Below are 19,488 nucleotides of genomic sequence, written 5' to 3'. Positions count from 1 at the left end.
TGAAAATAGTTTTTTTACTGTCTGCAAAAATATGCTTTTTGCTCAAACTATCAAAGACTTAAAGTAATCTATTAAAACAAAATGAATTTTGTAATTCTTGTTTAATCTGTCCCAAACGTACCAAATCATCTATAAAAGTGTTGAAGATACGCTCGTCTTAGTCACAAAAACCAAATGTCGCCAACCTCCAGGATTATATCACAGAAATCCAACTCATGTATTTTAGACTTGGAACAATTTATTATATTCACTTATAATCATTTATATTTCATTATAATATAAACAGTTATCTATTCAGGATATTAGAACAGATTTGAAATAAGATAATGAGTGTAAACATCTATATTTAAAAAAAATCAACTTATTTTAAAGAAAAATAAAATTTGATAAAATTTGACATAAACAATTTAAGTAAAATACAAACGATTGTTTTTCAATACATTAAAAGCGAATTAAAAACCATTCAACTTTAATAGAATATTACGAATTAATTAATTTTTTCCAATTATAAAGGCGTTTTTTTTATTTCTTCATTCAAAAAAAGTTATATTTGGCTTACCAAAATAACACCTTAACATGAAAACAAAATTTACACTATTCAGTGCTATTTTTATTACTGGATTCTCTTGTGCCCAAGTAGGCTTTAATACAACTTTACCTAAAACCACAATGGATGTATCTGCTAAAAGAGATGATTCAGGAGTGATTACGGATAACACACAAACATTCGGATTACAGGCTCCGAGGCTTACAAGAGCTGAGCTTACAGCCAATACTGCCACGTATGGCAGCGATCAGAGAGGAGCATTAATTTATATTACGGATGTTACAGGTGGAGATGCCACGGGACAGCGTATCCTTGTTAATGCTATAGGCTATTACTATTTTGACGGATCAGTATGGCAGAGACTTACACAAGCAACCAATGCCGTCTCTCCGGCGGTTTCTGCATTACAATGTACCACAGCCTATTTAAATCCTTCTACTTATACTCCCGGTACTCCTTTCAACGGAAACCTGAGAGTTACCTATAACCAGGGAAACGGAGGCTCATATAATGCAGGAGCTCCTTTTACAGTGAACGGATTAACCTTCCAGCTTAGACCCGGAACTTTAGAGTTTGGTGATGGAGAATTGGTATTTTCAGTAACCGGAACTCCCACCACTGCTAATGATATGACTCTTGCTCTGAACAGCTCTGCAATTCCTTTCTTAACAGCCGCACAAAGCTGTACCGCTACAGTGGGAAATACCAGCCGCGCAGATATTTCACCTGTCGCTGCGATGGGATATCCTACCCTAACAACCGATTCTAACGGAAAACAAGCCTATACTTTTCCTCTTACTACCCCAGATGGCAAGTATTCCATCAGGGTAATATTTGATACCACAAGTGGCACCACTGCTGCAGTTCCTAATGTACAATTATATAATAATACAGGCTCTACCGTTAATCTGTATTGGAATTATAATACCGAATATGGCGGTTATATTGGCGCAGCGGTAACAACAAACAATATTACTTCAGGAGTATGGGGCGGTATGGGAGATGCTTCAGCAACATGGTATCCTCAAGGCACAGGAGCTGTAGGAAACGCTTACTGGGGGAACGTAGGGATTATAGATGGAGCCAGTGGCGGGCCTGAACACAGAAGATATACCTGGATAGACAGTAATCCTTCTTCAAAAACGGCTTATACCGCAACCATTATGGCAGGAGCACCTACTTCAGGCAGTGCCCAGCCTAACCTTTCTAAAATATACATCAAGATAGAGCAAGTAAAAGCACAATAATATAATGCCTCTTTTTAGAGTACTCCCAAAAGTTTAGAAAAAATTAAATAATCTTATCATTATAAAAAAGCAATCAGTCTTGGCGGAACCAATGGTAATGCCGAAAAAATGATAGAGAAAATTGAGAAAGAAATAAAAAAGTAAAATTTTCAAATCAAAATTCTACAAAAAAAATCCCGGATTAGCCGGGATTTTGGTTTTTTATATTCAAGCTTATTTTATTTCTACAGGCACTGAGATTTTATCCCAATCCATTGTGAATCCACTATTGTTTATTTTATATACCAAAGTTTCCTGTGTTGCCGGTAAAGCTTTTGTTTTTACATCAACACGTAAAGCATCTTTAGCTTGTTCGTATTTATAAGCTCCCCATTGTTTTGGTTCTTTATTAAAAATCGCAGTCCAGGTTCCGGATTCTTTAGGAATTAAGAAAAAGCTGTATTTACCTGCAGCTAGTTTTTTGCCCTGAACCGTAATATCTTTATCTGTTTCAAAAGTTGTTGCTTCATTGGCTCCTGCACGCCAAACTTTGTCGTAAGCTTCCAAACCACCCCAGATGGTACGCCCTTTAACAGACGGACTGCTATAGTTTATTGTAATGGTTGCATCTTTAATTTTTCCCGTTGCAGTAGCCGGAGGGCTGGCAGGCTTTTTAGTTTCCTGTGCAAAAGCGTTCATGGAGATTGTCATTGTCGCAACAAGAACGGTTGCAGATTTAATGATGGTTTTCATACTATTTTTATTTGTTTGTTTTTTATTATTGTTTGTTTACGAATTTACTTCTTTCTACTTATAAAACAGCCGATTGCCGAAAATATTATTACCACCGCTGCTCCAATTACGTTAAGCCAAAGGAAAGAAACGATATCAAACTGATAAACGGCAATAACCACAATTTCTGATAAAATGGCAGCCGTAAATACGTTTGAACCTGTGATTTTTTTATAGTAAAATGCGACCAGAAAAATCCCCAATATCGGCCCGTAGAAAAGAGAACCCAATACATTAACAGCTTCAATAAGAGAACCCATTTGAGTGGCAAACATGGCTACACCAATCGAGAAAATTCCCCAGGCTAAAGTATGCAGACGGCTATATTTCAATTCGGTTTTCTCATCAGGAATATCTTTTTTAAATATCAGATGAACATCTTTTAATGAGCAGGCGGCAAGGGAATTCAATGCTGCCGAAATTGAGCCCCAACTGGCCAGGAAAATGACGGCAAACAGCAAACCGATCATCCCTACAGGCAGGGTATTTTTTACGAAATACAGGAAGATGTAATTGGTATCCGTTTTCTCAGCATTATAATTTGAACTATTGATTGCTTCCTCTACCCTTCCGTGCAGTGCTTTTACTTCAGTTTGTGTATTTTTAAAATCCTGAATTGTTTTATTAAGTTGGGGAGAATTATTCTCTTTCAACTTTAAAATTTCTTTGGATTCTGCATTAAATTTTATTTGTAAATCCTGATGTTCTTTTTCAAAAACGGCAGCCTGTTCGGGTTTTGTTTCCTTTAAATACTGATAAGAACGTTCGTTAAAATAAATAGGAGCCGGTTTTAGAGAGAAGAAAGCAAAAAGCAAAGCTCCAATCAGCAGAATGGCAAACTGCATCGGAATTTTAACCAGTCCGTTCAACAGCAGACCCATTTTTGCATTGGTATTGTCTTTTGCCGTAATATACCGCCCAACCTGGCTCTGGTCCGTACCAAAGTAAGAAAGCGCCAGGAAAAAGCCACCAATTAAGCCGCTCCAAATATTGTATTTATCTTTCCAATCGAATTCTGTGGTGATTACATTGAGCTTTCCTGATTTCCCCGCCAGATACAGCGCATCATTAAAACCAATTCCATTCGGCATATTCTGAATAAGTAAGTACCCTGCAAAAGCCATGGTTCCCAGAATAATGAGAAACTGTAACTTCTGGGTGTGCGCAATCGCCTTTGCACCACCAACATAGGTATAAATCAGCAGAATACCACCTGTTAAAACATTGGTTAAATAAATATTCCAATTTAAAACGCTTGATAAAATGATACTCGGAGCGTAAATGCTGATTCCCGTTGATAAACCTCTGGAAAAAAGAAAAAGCAGTGAAGTGAGAACCCTTGTTTTTTTATCAAAACGGTTTTCTAAATACTCATAAGCCGTATAAACATTTAAGCGTTGAAAAATCGGGATGAAAGTAATACAGATCACAATCATCGCTAAGGGCAAGCCAAAATAATACTGAACGAAACGCATCCCGTCTGTATAAGCCTGACCCGGCGCTGACAAAAATGTAATGGCACTTGCCTGTGTAGCCATAATCCCTATCAGCACAATATACCAGGGCATTTTATTATCTGCTTTCAGGTAGGATTCATTGCTTTTTTGGCCACGACCAATGAATACGCCGTAAACCACCACTGCAACAAGTGTAACAATAAGAACTGTCCAATCTATAGTACTCATGCCCAGAATTTAGTGAACCAATAATAAAATGCGATCTGCAATACCAATGCAACAGCTAATAGTATGTACCAGATATTCCAATTTTTAAGTTGTTTGCTCATCAGTTTTTTTGTGCAGATAAAAAGTTAAAAAATAAACGTGCCGCACCCACATTTCCCGCAGGAAGCTGTCTGAAAAACGCCAATGGGGTGTAAATAAAATTACCCTTTCCATATTGGGCATATAAAGTTGATCCTTTCAATGGCTCTTCCCCTGTATCGTGCATTTCAAAAATCGGTTCATACGCAGCATCCCATTGAGCAGGAAAATAGGCTCCACGCTCCTGTACCCAGCCTTTAAAATCATCCGCAGTAATTTTATTTGGGAAGTTCAGTAGTTTATGATTGGGATTTAAAAATGTAACCGCTGCATTTTCTTCGGTAACACGCTTATTTGCAATACTGAAATTATACATTCCCAATTGGTCAACGGTTGTATCCTGGTTCGTGTTATACTGCATCACCAGATTACCTCCGGCTTTTACATAAGACCATAAGAAAGGCATCCAGCGCCCAAGCTTTTTCTCTGTATTGTTTGCACGAACACCCAATACGATGGCATCATATTGTGACAGCTTATTTGGGCTACCGTTTCCAGCAGACTCATCTATATTGCCATAAAAATCTTCGTCTTTCAAAACATCAACCTGAATACCAGCAATGCGTAGGAAATCAGGAATGAAATCGCCTGCACCTTCTACATACCCAACTTTTTTAATCTTCGCCTGAATATCGCCTTTCATAACGGTTGCTGTGGCAGGTGTAAAATATTGCAAGGAAGGTAAATGCGGATATTGAATTAATAGTTGCTTTTTATTATAAGTAACTCCATCTGCGACAACATTAGCATCCAATTGCAAACGGGATGAATTGATTGTGGCAAGTTTAGTTTTTGGAATCACATAATCAATGGTAAAGTCTTTTCCCTTAACCGAATTTAAAGTAGTTCCCCCTAGTCGTTCTCCGTTATACATCAGGTTGAGAATACCTTTATTGTACGGTTTATTAGAATTAACCTTAACATTTAAACTCAAATGTAAATCTTCATTTTCTTTAGCTACATAAAGGGGTTGTGTAAATTTCAGTTCCAATGCAGGAACAATGCGCAACGCTTCAACGACATCGCCACGCACCGGATCTAATTTTTTGAAAGATAAAGGAAGTTTAACCTGAAAATTTTCTGAATCGATTTTTAAACCAACCCAAACATTCAGTGGTGATTCTGCTTCTGGCAACCCAACTAAAGTATCATTTGGAACAGAGAAAGTTGCCGAATTCACAGGAGGTTTTGCCAACCAGTAAGGTTCTGTGAGTGCTGCATCCGCAGGAATCTGAATGTCATGCTGAATGGTAATCAAAGAATCTTTGGATAGTTTTCTGTTGAAGCTTTCTGATTGATTTAACCATTTTACATTTTCTAAAACAACAGGGTTTGCAGCTCTTGAAATCAGATTTAACCTGAAATTATAATGATCCCCGGCAACAGCTTCAGCCTGATTGGTAACCACCTCACCCATAAATCCGGCACAGCTTAAAATGATATGATCAAGAGATTTAATTTTATCCTTTTTCAGATCTGCATCTTTTAGCACCATGACCTTTTTTCGCAAAGCAAGCAAAGCAGGTAAACTAAGATCAGGATTATTGAAATTGAATGCAGAAATAATTTGATCTAATGACTGGTCAATATCACCGTTTCCTTGTGAAGTCCAGGTTTTAGTTACTCCGTCAAAAAGCGTTGTTTTTGCAGGTTCGCCAATAACGTGGGCAAAATATTCAGTTCTGATGCCGGCTATAGACTGTGTTCCTGCACCCTGGCTTTTATGTAAACTTCTGCTTAACCCTGCCAATTCTCCGTAACCCATTCCCAGTTGTGCATCATATTGCCCAACGGTAACTTTCAGTTGATTTTCATCGGTTGTATTGACTCCACCAAAGCGGAAAGTATTCCACAACACGCGTTTTGGCTGCCATACATTCACATATTTCAGTTGATCCGGGAAAGCGGTTTTATCCCCTGCCAGCTCAAAAGCTTTTTCTGCAACCACTGCTGAAGCCGCATGCTGTCCGTGACCTGCCGCAGCAGTAGGAGGAAAACGACAAATGATAACATCCGGACGGAATTTACGGATTACCCAGACTACATCCGCTGTAATGCTGTTTGCATTCCATTGTTTAAAAGTATCTGTAGTGTTTTTAGAGAATCCGAAATCAATCGCACGGGTAAAAAACTGTTGGGCACCGTCTAGCTTTCTAGCCTCTAAAAGCTCATGCGTTCTGATTAAACCCAATGCAGCCCCCTGCTCTGTACCTAATAAATTCTGGCCACCATCTCCTCTGGTTAAAGACAGATAGCCCGTTTCTACATTTTGGTCATTGATTAACCATGACAGCAATCCCGTATTTTCATCATCGGGATGGGCCGCAAGGTATAAAACTTTAGGCAACTGTTTAAGGGTTTTGATTTCTCGGTAAATTTCAGATGATTTGGAGGGCCGGACCTGCTGGGCCGAACAAAAAACCGTATACAATCCAAGGATGCATACAGTGCTTACTTTTTTGAACATTTAATTTTACTTTGCAGAACAAATATAAGTAAATCATCTTTCTTTCAACAGTAAAAGAAGTAAACTGTGAATTTCATAGAAAAACTGCTTATTTTTTATTAAACCACAAAAGGCACAAAGATTTTATTTTTTAAACACTTTAGTACACTTTAGAAAGTTTAAGGAAAATACTGCATAGTTAAGTTCACAAAGATGAAAATCTTTGATTTTCAACAAACTTTAGTGTACTTCTTATACACAAAGTATATAACTTAAGTGTTTATAAAGCTTTTGTGACTTTTGTAGTTAAGTTTAAACAGACTTTATGGATGAATCAGCGTTCAAAGAAAATGAAAACGCCTTACGTTTTTCGCGCTATATTCTGTGTAAGATAGATGTAATTGAACATACAAAATGTTGCAATTGCCCCGAAAGTATGCCATAAAAAGTGAGTCCCAAAACTGAACCATCCCCATTTATCAACGATACGGCAAGTGAGCGCAAGAACAAAAGACAATAAAGCAAAGCCTACCCATTTGCCGGCCTTCCATTGAGTATAGACCAAATAACTTAACACCGAAAAAAGCACAAATGAAGCCATGATGCCATAATTGACGTTGATAAAGAGAGAGGTGTTATCTATCAAAACCCAATTTCTTAAACCCAACATGAGTATTATGTATGCGAGAACCATCGAAACAGCATAGTACCATCTGATGCTCTGCGCTAAAAAATAAAATCCGGCAGACAAACAGAGCAGCATAATAGGCATCCAATCCATCATGATAAATACCGGCCATTGTCTGAATGAATGGTAAACAGTTCCCCCGATGGCACCAATATATAATAAGACTAAGCAGTAGGTTAAAAAAGGATATTCTTTAAAATTACCTTTCATTTTAACGGTCCAAAAAATAGCTATGGCTAAAAATAACAGAGCAGTGATTGCATTTAATGGCTCAGGGAAAAACTGAGTCATATCTGTTTCTTTATATAACATGCCTCCATCCGGAGGTATTGAGTGTATTGGCATTATCTTTTTTATACTTCTTCTAAATATAGAAAAAATTATGGCATGATATTCCCGGATGTGTGCGATTGTATTTTACAAAAATGTTAATTCTACGCTCACTACTCAATACATCATGTTTTAAATTACTTTTTTGATTAAAAAGATGAATGCAAAGATCTATTATGAATGAGGGCAGAAAACCTAACAGGTCTCAAAAGACTTGTTAGGTTTAAAAAAATCCGCGTCATCTGCATAATCCGCGAGAGAAAAATATATGGAAACCAATCATATGAGCAAATTTGTCAGGTATTATTTTTAATTAACGCAAAGGCTTTTATTTTGATACTGCTGATTTCAGGAGGCCGAAAGCAGAATCAACTTTGTTGACTCGATGAAGCGGGTGTTTTAGAAGTACATTTAACCACCAACGAAGTTGCAGTGTTTTGCTCACTTTGCTCAATCTTCTTTTCTCTCCTTCTTTGAAGAATAAGGTGTGCGGCATCCAGCATTTTAACCGTATGGATGTAAGGCATCACAATATTCCTTTCAGGTAGATTTTCATAGACGCCCATTGAGAAATAAACGATGCCGGACATAAAATAATCAAATTCTTTGAGGGTGTATTCCCTGAATGCTTTTTTAAAAACCAGCAGTGGATTCCGGTATTCCTTCTCCGAAAGCAGGCCAAGCACCCATGGGGAAATCTTTTCCTGCTGGGTATCGATAGCCCATTTCCTGTCCTTCAGCATGATGAGATAGCCTGCCCGGATGAACGACCGCATCGATTGATGAAACTGGAAAATGACTGCCGGATCTTCATTGATCCAGCTATTTCTCTTTACTGCATAATTCATAATGTTGCTGAGCCTTTCTTTGGAAACATCCAGCTCATTGAACTGAAAGAAAGTTTCTATCAACTGTAACCCAGAGCACTTCTTACCTGCCCGAAACCGGAATCGAAATCTGTTTTTATCTTTTTCATGGGTTTGTATTTTTTTATAAATGTAAGAAAAGAAATTCAATTACGGCCGATCGACCGTAATTTTTTATTATTTAATTATTTCATTTGTTCTATGACAGATATAAACGAAAAAATTTGTTCATACATTACAAAAAAATGGTTGATACCTTGGCTTCAAGAAGGCAAGTCTCAAAATTCTTTTGCCAAAAATCATGGAGTGGAAGAAAGTACCATTAGAAAAATTAAAAGTGAAGAAGCCTACAGAATACCAGTTGAAACACTTTTCAAAATATGCGAAGCAAGAAAAATTAGTTTATCTGATTTCTTTAAACTTATAAATGAATAATCCTGACGAGAGTTGGGATTATTTTTTGACAAAATTTTCGAAATCATTTAGAAATTCCGTGAAAATACTGATTGAAAATTTTTAGAGGGTTTTTATTTTTGGTTTACGGAAAGCCGTAAGACAATATAAATATTCATTTATAAATTTGACTTAGTTAACAATAAAACTTTAATATTATGGCACTTAAACCAGGACCAAAAAGGATAGCAGAATCCACTGGCAAACCAGATAAACGCCAGCGTGATAATAAGGAGACACCAGGAAATACACCTTCTTTAAAACCACCTAAGAAACAGCAAGGTAAATAAATTATATCTTGTACCAAATCCCAGCTTTTGTTGGGATTTTTTATTACAAGAAATTATTCTTCTAATTTTTAAACATATATTATTACGCAAAAAGAATGCGCAGTCTTTTACTTACTTTGCAACTAAACTTTTAATGCAAATAATAAAATAACTTAATAATGGATATAAAACAAGACATTTACTCAATTGATTTTGCCAAAACCAAAGTTATTTGGTTCGCAGATACTCCATTAATTGTTCCTGAAACTTTCACTTTCGAGCAGGAAAAATATGTAAAAGCTGCTTTAAGAACTCTATTTTATGGGAATACCTCTGTGGATAATATTCTAAAAAGTAGTTATTTTAAAAATAACGTTGAAATTATGCTTGCAAATAAAAGAGGTTATGAAAATAGTGAACTTAAAGAGTATGATGATTTGAGAAATATGTTCTTTCAATTTCAAGAAAAAATTTATCTTAAATATAAACAAGTATTAGATAATATAGATTTTTGAAAAGAAAGGTACTGCTTATTTTCATTGTGGCTTAATTTATAAAAAACTTGATAGTAATTTTAGTGCATTAAGAATGTTGATAAAATATGATTATATTTACGAATGTTATGCAATAACCCGACAGATAACAGAACAAATTGCATTTGCATACGATACACAATTCAGAAATGAAATTGAAGATTTCCAATCACCTACAAAATCAATTTCCAAGTTAAAAGAGTTCTATCCAAGTACTGGTATTCTTTATGGAGAGCTTAGTTCAAAAACACACATTGACTCTTCACAATTTCCAAATCATTACTATGTAAATCTTAAAAATAAAGAAGACTCTGGAGTTATTCTTAGGTCTAGAGAAAAAACATTTTTAATATGTCATCGAGCTTTAATTATGCTTGATTTGTATGCATGTGTTTTCGAACATATATTCTATAACGATATTGAAAATTTTTCATGTATAAAAAAAAACAAAACTCTTTTGAAAAAGAGAGAAACAAGAAATTACATCAATTTCTTTGGAAAAAATTATAGCAGGCTAATCAAAAAGTTTTTCCCAAAAGACGACTAACTTTGGAGCAAGTCTAAAATTTACTAACTCAAAGCCATCTGTTAAAATAACAACCTATTATATAATTAAAACTCTACAAATTAAAAATGATTGATAAAAATTTATTCACACATAAAATTCTGGAAAAAAAGAAAAAAGCAATATTGGATAATTTCCCTGAATTAAAGGTATGTAAACATGATAATTTTTATTCATTAAGCGAATATATTTATGAATCTCCAAGCAAATTTTATGATAAAAAAATTTATAGAGAATTAAATTTTTTCTTAGATAACTTAATTGATGATCCAAATGATTTTTTAGCCTTTTTAAAAATATTAAATGATCTTACTTTTGAATTTAATCATGCAGTCAAGACAATGAATGAATTGAATTTAAAAGATATTCATGAAAATTTATTACCGGATAATGATGCAGAATTAATGTATTTTTTCAGTGAAAAAATCGTTTATGAATATTTAAAAATAACTGATGTTGTCTTATTAGGGTTTTTAAAACCTATCGCTTATTATCTTAGAATAAAAAATAATAAAGGAATTGATAATCTTGATATATATAATTGTATTGATACTCTAAGAAAATATAACATATTCAATGACCTAACAAATAAATACAACAATACAATTCGTAATGCGATTGCTCATGGGGGAGTTACTTTTGAATCTTCTACAATCAAATTTAAGGATAAGAAAGACACTAAATCATTTTATGCTTCGCAATTTATTAAAGAATTCGATGATCTTATTAATTGTACAAATGCATTGATTTTAGCATATAAAAAAATCCTTTTCCAATATTTAGATGTTTTACTAAATCATAATATAGCTATACCAGCATCCATTATGGAAATTGAACTAAGACATAAAGCAAATCATCAAGATTGGAATATAATTCATAGCTATGACAGCGAAATACCTAAAGGTAAACAATACAATCTATTAGTTGAAACAAATTTAAATAGCAGAAAATTCATGAATTTTTCTGCAGTATATACAGCAATCACGCTAGAAAATTTACTCCCAAAAAAGTATGATAATTTTTTCATTCAAATTAAAACTAAATATCAACTATCATGTTGGCAAGTCATTGATTTAGAAAAACTAAGAGAACATTTTGCAGGAAAAAAAGTAATAATTACTGATGGAACATATTTTTTTGAAGAAAAATATTTAGCAGAAAAAAAAGATTCTATAAAAATTTATAAAACAGTTCTATTTCAAAAAAATATAGATAGGAATAAGGTAATTGATGTAAGATACATTAAACATCACAGTAAAAAAAATTATAATGTAATTGAAAATGCCGGAGTATTTTTAAATATTACAGATGACCAGATTGAAAATTTTATTCGAAATAAAATACGGGAAATTGTATCTCTTGTAAAATCAGAAAAAAGAAAAAAATACTCAAACAATTTTAAAGAATATTTTTTTCCTGACAAATATTTACAAATACATATATATCAAGGTGATTTAAGAAAAAGATCATTTCATTATGGTAGACAAAATAAGAACTTAATAGCAACTCTTCATATTAATAAAACAAAACGAATTAAGAACATCGTTCCTGCATGGGGAATCAAAGAGGAAAATAAGGATTGTCTTATAGTTTGGAACAAATAGATGCCTCTATGTATAATCTTACTTATTTAAGAGGTCAAAAACTTAAGGTAAATATATTTTATTTTGTTCTTTTCATAAAATAAAATATATTTGTAAGCGTAAACAAGTCATGTGATTTAAGAGTTATTAACATTAATAATTAAATCCACTATTATGACACATTGTTTACGTTGCGCTGGTTGGAAACCAGTGTTTGTGAGAGCCTATACAAGAATGCGCTTAGGCCGTTTAGAAAATGTTATCCAACACTGCAGGTCTAGACCTGGTCAGCACTATTTTAAGCAAGGTTTTTAACCTTGCTTTTCAATTTTATATATTTTTTAAGTAAAACAGCCTAAACTCCTCTATTATTGTAGGAGTTTCCTGCTAAAAAAATTCCGGATAAGAAAAATATCCGACATTTTATAATATTCAACTATTAATCTATTTTGCCTTATTCGCTAATCGTTTCCTGATGGTACTTACAAACTCCTTTGAAACGCCAAGATACGATGCAATATAATACTGCGCCACACGCTGCGGAATGGTAGGATACACCCGGATAAATTCCAGATAACGGTCTGTAGCAGGTTGAGAAATGGTGTTAACCAGTCGGTTTTGAAGCGTCACCACATACCGCTGCATCATCAGCCGGAATGCTCTTTCAAACTTCGGAACCTTCTGCATTAGTTCCTCTTTGGTTTCCGGATTCAACATATAAATTTCGGTGTCTTCCAGGGCTTCAATAAAAAGCTTCGAGGGCGTTCTATTATTAAAAGAATCAATATCGGTAATCCACCAATCTTCAACCGCAAACAGAAGGGTTACTTCAAAACCGTTTTCATCCAGATAATAGGTTCTTACACATCCTTCTTTTATAAACCCTTCAAACTGGCAAACCTCTCCTGCGCGCAGAAGATGTGTTTTCTTCGGGAACTTCTGAAGCGTTAGCAAACCTTCATATATATTTTCTTCTTCCGGAGTCAGGATCACAAACCGTGAGATGTTTTTGATAATATTTTGAAACATACATTTATTTTATGGCCGCAAATTAGAAAAAAGCGTGTAAACTTCATTGTTCAGAAACTATTTGACAATTCCAAAATGCTAAGATTTAATGATGGTCTGAAGAAAAAATTGAGACCATAAAGCAGATGAAACGGCCCAAACAAAAAAAATGTTGTCAATAGGTACGAAATTAAACTAGATTAATTTCAGTGAAAGCAAACTGTACTACATTTGCTAAAGAATCAAGACAACAACAAATTATAAAATAAAAAATTCATTAACATTAAAAATTCAAAACTATGAGCACACTTACATTAAAAGACGGAACAGAGATTTTTTATAAAGACCAGGGAGCAGGACCTGTATTAATGTTTCACCACGGATGGCCATTATCATCAGATGATTGGGATGCACAGGTGATCTTTTTCTTACAGAGAGGCTACCGGGTAATTTCCCATGACAGAAGAGGCCACGGCCGTTCAAGCCAAAATATCTACAATCATACCATCGAGCAATATGCTTCTGACGCCGCAGAACTTGTAGAATTCCTTGATTTGAAAGATGTGGTACACATAGGACACTCTACAGGAGGTGGTGAAGTGATCCGATATGTACATAAATATGCCAACGGCAGAGCAAAAAAAGCAGTTTTAATAAGTGCTGTTCCACCGGTAATGGTAAAAAGTGAAAACAATCCTGACGGGGTTCCAATGGAAGTTTTTGATGGGATCAGAGAACAGACTTTGAATAACAGAAACCAGTTTTATTTTGATCTCACTTTCCCGTTCTACGGATACAACAGAGAAGGTGCCAATGTAAAAGACGGCGTACAAAGAAACTGGTGGAGACAAGGAATGATGGGTGGTATTGTAGCTCATTATGACGGAATCAAAGCATTTTCTGAAACAGATTTCACTGAAGACCTGAAAGCGGTGGATATTCCGGTTTTGGTGCTTCACGGGGAAGATGACCAGATTGTACCTATCGAAAATTCTGCTATAAAATCTGCAAAACTATTGAAAAACGGAAAATTGATTACGTATCCCGGTTTTCCTCACGGAATGCCCACTACGGAACACGAAACAATTAATAAAGATCTTTTAGAGTTTATTGAAGCTTAATAACGAACAATATAAAAAAGAGATGAATCAAACCGATTCACCTCTTTTTTTATATTACATCTAATATCGCAGCTTTATGCCTTCATATGCTTTAATATCCAGTTTAAACATTCTTTAGAATCCATGATACTCCATGAATGAGGATGTCTTGTACCGTCCGGACGAATTCCCCGATCATTGGTGATGACAAGATCAGCATTTTTGTGACCTTTAAATCGCAAAAGGTTAATCATAGCCGTAATATCTGCCACATTAAGATCATAAATATCCCTTCCTCTGTTTTCCATCTGCCATATAATTCCCGGTTCTGTATATATCAGAATAGGGATATTCAGAAGGTATTTTGCATTCCCCCCATCTTTTTCACGATAAGAAAACATAGATTCTCTTAGATAATTGGCTCTGTTTTTATCCGGTGTGCCAATGGCAGCAACCATTTCAGCAGTTAAATATTTAGCTTCATTAGTTCCAATATCAGAATAGTCTCTTTCTATCTCTCTCTGCAACCTGTAATACATATTCTCGTAATCTAACGGTGCATCAAGAGCGAATACAGAATTGGGGATAAAATAGGTATTTTTGTCCCTAACAGCTCTTTCAGCATAGGTAAAAGCCAGCATACCTCCACCAGAAAGTCCTCCAATTGATATTTTATCTTTAGGAACTTTATGTTTTTCTACTGTATCTTTTACCATTCTATCTAAAAACTTCTGTTCAATATGAAATCCAAAATCCCCATCTTCCCAAGTTGGGAGCAATACAATAAGATTTTTTTCCAATGCAAGATTATCCAGATTAATCTGATTCATTACTTTTTCGCCATTTTCGCCTCCACCGGGTAAAATAACAAGTATTCCTTCTGCTTTATCCTTCGGAACTAATTTCAAATAGTGGTTCCGGGTATCTTTAAAAGTGATCTTTTCAGAAGCCTGTGCAAAAAGGTTAGCACAAACCATTCCCAATAAAAGGGTAAAACATCTGACTATCATTGTTATATAATTTTATTACAGCGTTAACATTATTTTTTCACCAGCTCTACTCTACGGTTTTGCGCCTTCCCTTCTTCAGAACTATTATCTGCAATCGGGTTTTTGCTGCCGAAGCCCTCTGCTGAAAGTCTTGTTTTATCGATACCTGAAGCGGTGATCGCATTCAATACTGCTGTAGCACGGTCTTTTGAGAGTTGAATATTATGGGCGTCATTTCCGCTGTTATCTGTATATCCGTTAATGGCAAGTTTTAGACTGCTGTCGGTTTTCAGGACTGTTGTGATTTCATCTACAGCTGTTTTGCCATCGGGTTTTAAGGTCGCTTTGTCTGTATCAAAATTAATATGCAATACAGCCTTACCTTTTGTATCTAGTTCTTTTTTTATTTCATCAGATTTTAATATCGAAATTGTCTGCTCAAACGGGGCTTTCTGTAAAATCTGTATGGCTCCGGTCGCTGTATTTCCATAGAGCTGAATATAAATATCATCGCCATTTGGTCTTCTTATAGCATATACTTTTACGGGTTCGTTCCAATAATCTATGGAGCCTTCTTCTCCAAAGTATTTGGCATCTTCTTTTATTCTGTCAAGCTCCTGCTGGGAAACTTTACCATCAAATATTTTTACGCCACCCACTTTTGTAATAGCATCATCATAGCTTTTCAAAAAATAGGGCAACGACCAGTCTTCTGTATTGCTTTTCTCATTAACTACGTATGTTTTCCACACTTTTCCTTCTATCGGTGTCATTACGCCTTTAAGGGGAAAAAACAGCATATCATAACTTCTCTGTACAGGTTTGTTTTGAGATTCCAGTCCTTTAGGAAAACTGAAGAAAGGTAACTCACCCAATTCTGCATTGGAAACCGGTATGGAACTGATATCAAATTGAGCGGTTTCTCCCGGAGATTTTTCCGTAGCTGCGGTATTTTCTACTGTGGCAGTATCCTGTGCAGCATCTGTTTTCTGTTCAGCCTTTTTGTTACAGGCAGCAAGTAAAGCGCCTATTGACAGAATAATCAGCGTTTTTTTCATTTCAATAAATTTAGGTTTTGGTGTATACAATTCTTTTAAATCATAGAGAAATAATACAGCATGAGTCTTTCTCCATCAACATCCGGGTATCTTTTTACACCGTACTGTTTTTGCAACACTAACTTACAAATAAAATACGAATATAACCCATTGGCTCTTAGTATTTTTTAATTAAAAAGATCATGTACTACAACCTCTTTTCTGATGCAAAGCTTTCATTTTTGAGACTACAGATTGTAAGAGAACAAAGATAAAACCAACAAAGCAGATTCGCCGAAGCGTATGGTTTTCTGTCCCTAAAAAGTCTAAACTGCTTCAACAGGAATCTGATACCTTAACGGGCATTTCTTCCCTAAAAAAACCTCTTACAAAAAAGTAAGGGGCCAATGAACATTATGGAAATAAAAAATAGTGTATTTATAGTAATGAATTAAGGTTAAAACCTTTTTAACATCATTTACAAATCCTAAATCAAGCATTCTGTCTGCTTCGTCTAAAACCAATATTTCAATCTTAGAAAGATCTATATGTCTTTGATTTACCAGATCCAGTAACCTTCCGGGAGTTGCCACAAGAATGTCAACTCTTTTTCTCAGGGCAGCAAGCTGGTCACCTATTGAAACACCTCCAAAAATAGAAAGTTGGGATAAAGGCAGGTATTTGCTGTATACCCCTAAATTTTCTTCTATCTGTATTGCCAATTCGCGGGTTGAAGTGAGAATTAAAGTGCGTATTTCCTGATGTTCAGGGTTATGTCTTTTCAGTAATTGCAGTATAGGCATAGCAAAGGCAGCCGTTTTACCGGTCTCCGTTTGTGCACATCCTATAATATCTCTTCCTGCAAGAATATGGGGAATTGCAGTACGCTGTATTTCCGTAGGTCTGGAATATCCTGATTCTGTTACAGCACGAACAATTGGATTGATTAAATTTAAGTTTTTAAAGCTCATTATAAATTCCGGTCATCCGGCAGTTGGTAAGCAAATCTGTTTATCAGAATTTGAGTTGGTGTAAGGATAAACAAATAAAGAATACTTTTCCGGTTTATCATTTTGCTTGCTTTATCACATTACCATTTCATATTGTTTAGTGACCAGCAATAACATATCGCTCCTATTGATAGTAAGACTTTTATAACCTTCAATTATTCACCCATCAAGATTATAATTGGTAGCTGAAAAAGCAAAACTGGAAAAGAAAATTGTGATTTTAAACTATTACAGAATAGCAAAGGCAGTGACCTGTTTTATAAATGTTTTGCAAACCTACAATAAAAAAAACAAATAAAACTATATTTAATGAATTGATTATCAAAAACTTATTTATACCTTCCGCACGTTAGCCGAATTTCTTTCAGAATATAAAGTAACGGCTGGAAATATTTTCCAGCCGTTTGTTTATCCTTTTGCAAAAATGGTATATAATTAAAGATTGGTTTTCTACTGCTCTACAATGGTTAATGAATTGTATACTCCGCTGCCTGAAACATCAAACTGACTTACCGTACCATCAAATGCTACCGTAATCCAGGTGAATGGTCTTAATTTATCTCCTTTATTCAAATAAACGCTTACAGTACAGGCAGATCCTACAGGTACTGCGTTAGGGCTTGCCCCGGTATCGGATGCGTATCCGTTGTTCGTTTTTATCCTTTGGGTAATTGTTCCGGCAGGATTTCTCACTTCCCATATAGCTTCCGTCTGATTATTTCCGCCGGTATTTACCTGGCTTGATTGTAATGCAAAAGTAAAGGTTGCAAAATATACTCCGGTTCTGGGAGCAATGAACTCCCCTGTAGATGGATTGAAATTATCGGTAGGGACACCAGAATCGGAATCCAGTTTTTCAGTCCAATTGGTTAAATATGAGGATCGTCTTTGTACAATTCCGGACTTGGTTCCTATTTCTGAGGGTGTTCCACTTTCAAACACATAAGTATCCTGAGTCACCTTATTTGCCATAACTACGATGCGGGGTTTACCTTTTGGGAAAAAACTTACCCAATTTGTGCCATCAGAAAACTCCAGATATCCTTTTACCCCAATGGCTGGACTTGCCACATAACGTAAAGCACCGGCACCAGCCTGTACCGCTGTTTTATCTGTGTTCCCTATTGCAACCGTTCCATTGATTCCACTACGTAAATCTATTGCTACTTTCGGATTGGCTACCAGGACTCCTATCTTACCTGAATTATCAATTATCACTTTGCCGGCATCCGTTTTTACTTCAACAGGATTTGTCGGGTTATCTACTCCCATCCCAATTTGGGCATTAGCCTGAACCCAAAAAAGCAGAGGAACAAAAGCAGCTGCCAGGATCTTTATTTTATTATATTGTATCATGATTGTGTTTTTTATAATTCACTAATGCTGAGATTGTTTAATTTCCCGTCATTCAGGGTATTTCTCGCAGAACCTATATTGTGCTTAACACTAAACTTAATGGTATTTCCTGCTTTAAGATTAAAGATCGCATTGCAGTTTCCACTTATAAAATTACTGACTGCCCCAGCCTGAAATGCAGGATAAGAATTGACTGTTTTAAAAGTCTGAATATTCTCGGTATTGCGGTCGCTTTCTATTGCGGTCTCTATAAAAGTATTTTTCGGAATAGTGCCATTCGCTAAAGTGATGTTGAAAGATACCAGGTAAAAACCATCACGAGGAGCCGTAAATATACCGGTTGAAGAATTAAAATCTCCGTTGGGAGTTGTTCCCAGGTCTACAGTTTCGGTCCAGTCTGATATATAAACCGTAGTACCGCTTCCGATACTCTGAGCCGTACTCTTACTGGCATTTACAAGGGCTTTGGTAGGTGCTGTAAGAGGTAAAGCAATCCATTGTTCACCATCAGAATATTCTAAAAAGCCATTTACATTATAGCGTATTGCGCCGCCACCAGCCTCAGCAGGTGTTTGTGTACCGGTTCCTAAACCAATAAGTCCTTTATTATCCGGTGAACGGAGATCTACTTTGGTTACAGGATTTAAAACCCCTACGCCAAGGTTCCCGTTTGAATCTACCACTACATCATTAGACAATTTTAAAGCATCTGGGGTAGAGCCATTATCCTTTGCAGCATCAATCTGCAGTGGTTTCACAGGTTTGTCTGTAAAAAAGCCTACCTGGGCTGATATCTTAGCCGAAGAAAAAAATAGAATACAGGTCATTACCTGATAAGCAAAACGAATTTTCAATTTCATAATCATC

General features: G+C 35.5%; 18 protein-coding genes. 7 read left to right on the top strand and 11 right to left on the bottom strand.

All coding sequences use genetic code 11. From position 1 onward, the window contains the following. The first annotated feature begins 576 nt into the window (after positions 1-576). Entirely contained in the window at positions 577-1,794 is a 1,218-nt protein-coding gene (locus BBH99_RS10020) for a hypothetical protein (RefSeq protein WP_066695131.1), read from the top strand. Positions 1,795-2,007: 213 nt separating this feature from the next. Here the strand turns inward: BBH99_RS10020 and BBH99_RS10015 are convergent, their stop codons facing one another. From BBH99_RS10015 to BBH99_RS09990, 5 genes are all read right to left on the bottom strand, one after another. Then, positions 2,008-2,526: a DUF2911 domain-containing protein gene (locus tag BBH99_RS10015; protein WP_066695127.1), complete on the bottom strand. Its 519-nt coding sequence runs from the start codon at positions 2,524-2,526 to the stop codon at positions 2,008-2,010. A gap of 44 nt (positions 2,527-2,570) precedes the next feature. Next, positions 2,571-4,250 (bottom strand): sodium:solute symporter, encoded by a 1,680-nt coding sequence (locus tag BBH99_RS10010; RefSeq protein WP_066695126.1) that lies wholly within the window; start codon positions 4,248-4,250, stop codon positions 2,571-2,573. 100 nt (positions 4,251-4,350) lie between these two features. Then, positions 4,351-6,855 (bottom strand): PIG-L family deacetylase, encoded by a 2,505-nt coding sequence (locus BBH99_RS10005; protein WP_066695125.1) that lies wholly within the window; start codon positions 6,853-6,855, stop codon positions 4,351-4,353. Positions 6,856-7,195: 340 nt separating this feature from the next. Continuing rightward, on the bottom strand, positions 7,196-7,813 hold the full coding sequence (locus tag BBH99_RS10000) for a hypothetical protein (protein ID WP_228390782.1): 618 nt from the start codon (positions 7,811-7,813) through the stop codon (positions 7,196-7,198). 407 nt (positions 7,814-8,220) lie between these two features. Then, positions 8,221-8,763, bottom strand: a complete 543-nt coding sequence (locus BBH99_RS09990) for a hypothetical protein (RefSeq protein ID WP_165601909.1) — start codon at positions 8,761-8,763, stop codon at positions 8,221-8,223. 156 nt (positions 8,764-8,919) lie between these two features. Here BBH99_RS09990 and BBH99_RS09985 point away from each other — a divergent pair, with 156 nt between their 5' ends. The 5 genes from BBH99_RS09985 (at position 8,920) to BBH99_RS09970 (ending at position 12,142) form a co-directional block, all read left to right on the top strand. Then, positions 8,920-9,153: a helix-turn-helix domain-containing protein gene (locus BBH99_RS09985; RefSeq protein ID WP_066695117.1), complete on the top strand. Its 234-nt coding sequence runs from the start codon at positions 8,920-8,922 to the stop codon at positions 9,151-9,153. A gap of 176 nt (positions 9,154-9,329) precedes the next feature. Further along, a complete protein-coding gene (locus tag BBH99_RS22925; RefSeq protein ID WP_262487197.1) occupies positions 9,330-9,461 on the top strand; it encodes a hypothetical protein in 132 nt (43 codons plus the stop codon). Between the two features lie 158 nt (positions 9,462-9,619). Next, the gene (locus BBH99_RS09980; RefSeq protein ID WP_066695115.1) at positions 9,620-9,955 is read left to right on the top strand and encodes a hypothetical protein; all 336 of its coding nucleotides are present in this window, start codon (positions 9,620-9,622) and stop codon (positions 9,953-9,955) included. Positions 9,956-10,028: 73 nt separating this feature from the next. Beyond that, positions 10,029-10,520, top strand: a complete 492-nt coding sequence (locus tag BBH99_RS09975; RefSeq protein WP_066695113.1) for a hypothetical protein — start codon at positions 10,029-10,031, stop codon at positions 10,518-10,520. 86 nt (positions 10,521-10,606) lie between these two features. After that, positions 10,607-12,142, top strand: coding sequence for a hypothetical protein (locus BBH99_RS09970; protein ID WP_066695111.1), 1,536 nt, complete (start codon positions 10,607-10,609; stop codon positions 12,140-12,142). A gap of 423 nt (positions 12,143-12,565) precedes the next feature. On the opposite strand, the gene BBH99_RS09965 is transcribed toward BBH99_RS09970, so the two are convergent. Further along, on the bottom strand, positions 12,566-13,150 hold the full coding sequence (locus BBH99_RS09965; protein ID WP_066695109.1) for a Crp/Fnr family transcriptional regulator: 585 nt from the start codon (positions 13,148-13,150) through the stop codon (positions 12,566-12,568). Positions 13,151-13,428: 278 nt separating this feature from the next. Here BBH99_RS09965 and BBH99_RS09960 point away from each other — a divergent pair, with 278 nt between their 5' ends. After that, complete coding sequence (locus BBH99_RS09960; protein WP_066695107.1) at positions 13,429-14,250, top strand: alpha/beta fold hydrolase; 822 nt, start codon at positions 13,429-13,431, stop codon at positions 14,248-14,250. A gap of 74 nt (positions 14,251-14,324) precedes the next feature. Here the strand turns inward: BBH99_RS09960 and BBH99_RS09955 are convergent, their stop codons facing one another. From BBH99_RS09955 to BBH99_RS09935, 5 genes are all read right to left on the bottom strand, one after another. Continuing rightward, positions 14,325-15,239, bottom strand: a complete 915-nt coding sequence (locus BBH99_RS09955) for a hypothetical protein (RefSeq protein ID WP_123873104.1) — start codon at positions 15,237-15,239, stop codon at positions 14,325-14,327. Positions 15,240-15,268: 29 nt separating this feature from the next. After that, a complete protein-coding gene (locus BBH99_RS09950) occupies positions 15,269-16,276 on the bottom strand; it encodes an OmpA family protein (protein ID WP_066695103.1) in 1,008 nt (335 codons plus the stop codon). 365 nt (positions 16,277-16,641) lie between these two features. Continuing rightward, on the bottom strand, positions 16,642-17,226 hold the full coding sequence (locus tag BBH99_RS09945; protein ID WP_394333774.1) for a DEAD/DEAH box helicase: 585 nt from the start codon (positions 17,224-17,226) through the stop codon (positions 16,642-16,644). Positions 17,227-17,715: 489 nt separating this feature from the next. Beyond that, positions 17,716-18,621: a hypothetical protein gene (locus BBH99_RS09940; protein ID WP_228390781.1), complete on the bottom strand. Its 906-nt coding sequence runs from the start codon at positions 18,619-18,621 to the stop codon at positions 17,716-17,718. Between the two features lie 11 nt (positions 18,622-18,632). Next, the gene (locus BBH99_RS09935) at positions 18,633-19,481 is read right to left on the bottom strand and encodes a complement C1q domain-containing protein (protein ID WP_066695154.1); all 849 of its coding nucleotides are present in this window, start codon (positions 19,479-19,481) and stop codon (positions 18,633-18,635) included. Positions 19,482-19,488: the final 7 nt, after the last annotated feature.

The sequence above is a fragment of the Chryseobacterium contaminans genome, from assembly GCF_001684955.1.
Taxonomy (GTDB): domain Bacteria; phylum Bacteroidota; class Bacteroidia; order Flavobacteriales; family Weeksellaceae; genus Chryseobacterium; species Chryseobacterium contaminans.
This window is presented reverse-complemented; position numbering and strand designations above follow the sequence as displayed.

Excerpts from the sequence above, each read along its gene's own strand:
- BBH99_RS10005 (WP_066695125.1), bottom strand. The coding sequence starts at position 6,855 with ATGTTCAAAAAAGTAAGCACTGTATGCATCCTTGGATTGTATACGGTT.
- BBH99_RS10020 (WP_066695131.1), top strand. The coding sequence starts at position 577 with ATGAAAACAAAATTTACACTATTCAGTGCTATTTTTATTACTGGATTC.
- BBH99_RS09955 (WP_123873104.1), bottom strand. The coding sequence starts at position 15,239 with ATGATAGTCAGATGTTTTACCCTTTTATTGGGAATGGTTTGTGCTAAC.
- BBH99_RS09940 (WP_228390781.1), bottom strand. The coding sequence starts at position 18,621 with ATGATACAATATAATAAAATAAAGATCCTGGCAGCTGCTTTTGTTCCT.
- BBH99_RS22925 (WP_262487197.1), top strand. The coding sequence starts at position 9,330 with ATGGCACTTAAACCAGGACCAAAAAGGATAGCAGAATCCACTGGCAAA.
- BBH99_RS09985 (WP_066695117.1), top strand. The coding sequence starts at position 8,920 with ATGACAGATATAAACGAAAAAATTTGTTCATACATTACAAAAAAATGG.
- BBH99_RS10015 (WP_066695127.1), bottom strand. The coding sequence starts at position 2,526 with ATGAAAACCATCATTAAATCTGCAACCGTTCTTGTTGCGACAATGACA.
- BBH99_RS09970 (WP_066695111.1), top strand. The coding sequence starts at position 10,607 with ATGATTGATAAAAATTTATTCACACATAAAATTCTGGAAAAAAAGAAA.
- BBH99_RS09965 (WP_066695109.1), bottom strand. The coding sequence starts at position 13,150 with ATGTTTCAAAATATTATCAAAAACATCTCACGGTTTGTGATCCTGACT.
- BBH99_RS09960 (WP_066695107.1), top strand. The coding sequence starts at position 13,429 with ATGAGCACACTTACATTAAAAGACGGAACAGAGATTTTTTATAAAGAC.
- BBH99_RS09950 (WP_066695103.1), bottom strand. The coding sequence starts at position 16,276 with ATGAAAAAAACGCTGATTATTCTGTCAATAGGCGCTTTACTTGCTGCC.
- BBH99_RS09980 (WP_066695115.1), top strand. The coding sequence starts at position 9,620 with ATGGATATAAAACAAGACATTTACTCAATTGATTTTGCCAAAACCAAA.
- BBH99_RS09935 (WP_066695154.1), bottom strand. The coding sequence starts at position 19,481 with ATGAAATTGAAAATTCGTTTTGCTTATCAGGTAATGACCTGTATTCTA.
- BBH99_RS10000 (WP_228390782.1), bottom strand. The coding sequence starts at position 7,813 with ATGACTCAGTTTTTCCCTGAGCCATTAAATGCAATCACTGCTCTGTTA.
- BBH99_RS10010 (WP_066695126.1), bottom strand. The coding sequence starts at position 4,250 with ATGAGTACTATAGATTGGACAGTTCTTATTGTTACACTTGTTGCAGTG.
- BBH99_RS09975 (WP_066695113.1), top strand. The coding sequence starts at position 10,029 with ATGTTGATAAAATATGATTATATTTACGAATGTTATGCAATAACCCGA.
- BBH99_RS09945 (WP_394333774.1), bottom strand. The coding sequence starts at position 17,226 with ATGAGCTTTAAAAACTTAAATTTAATCAATCCAATTGTTCGTGCTGTA.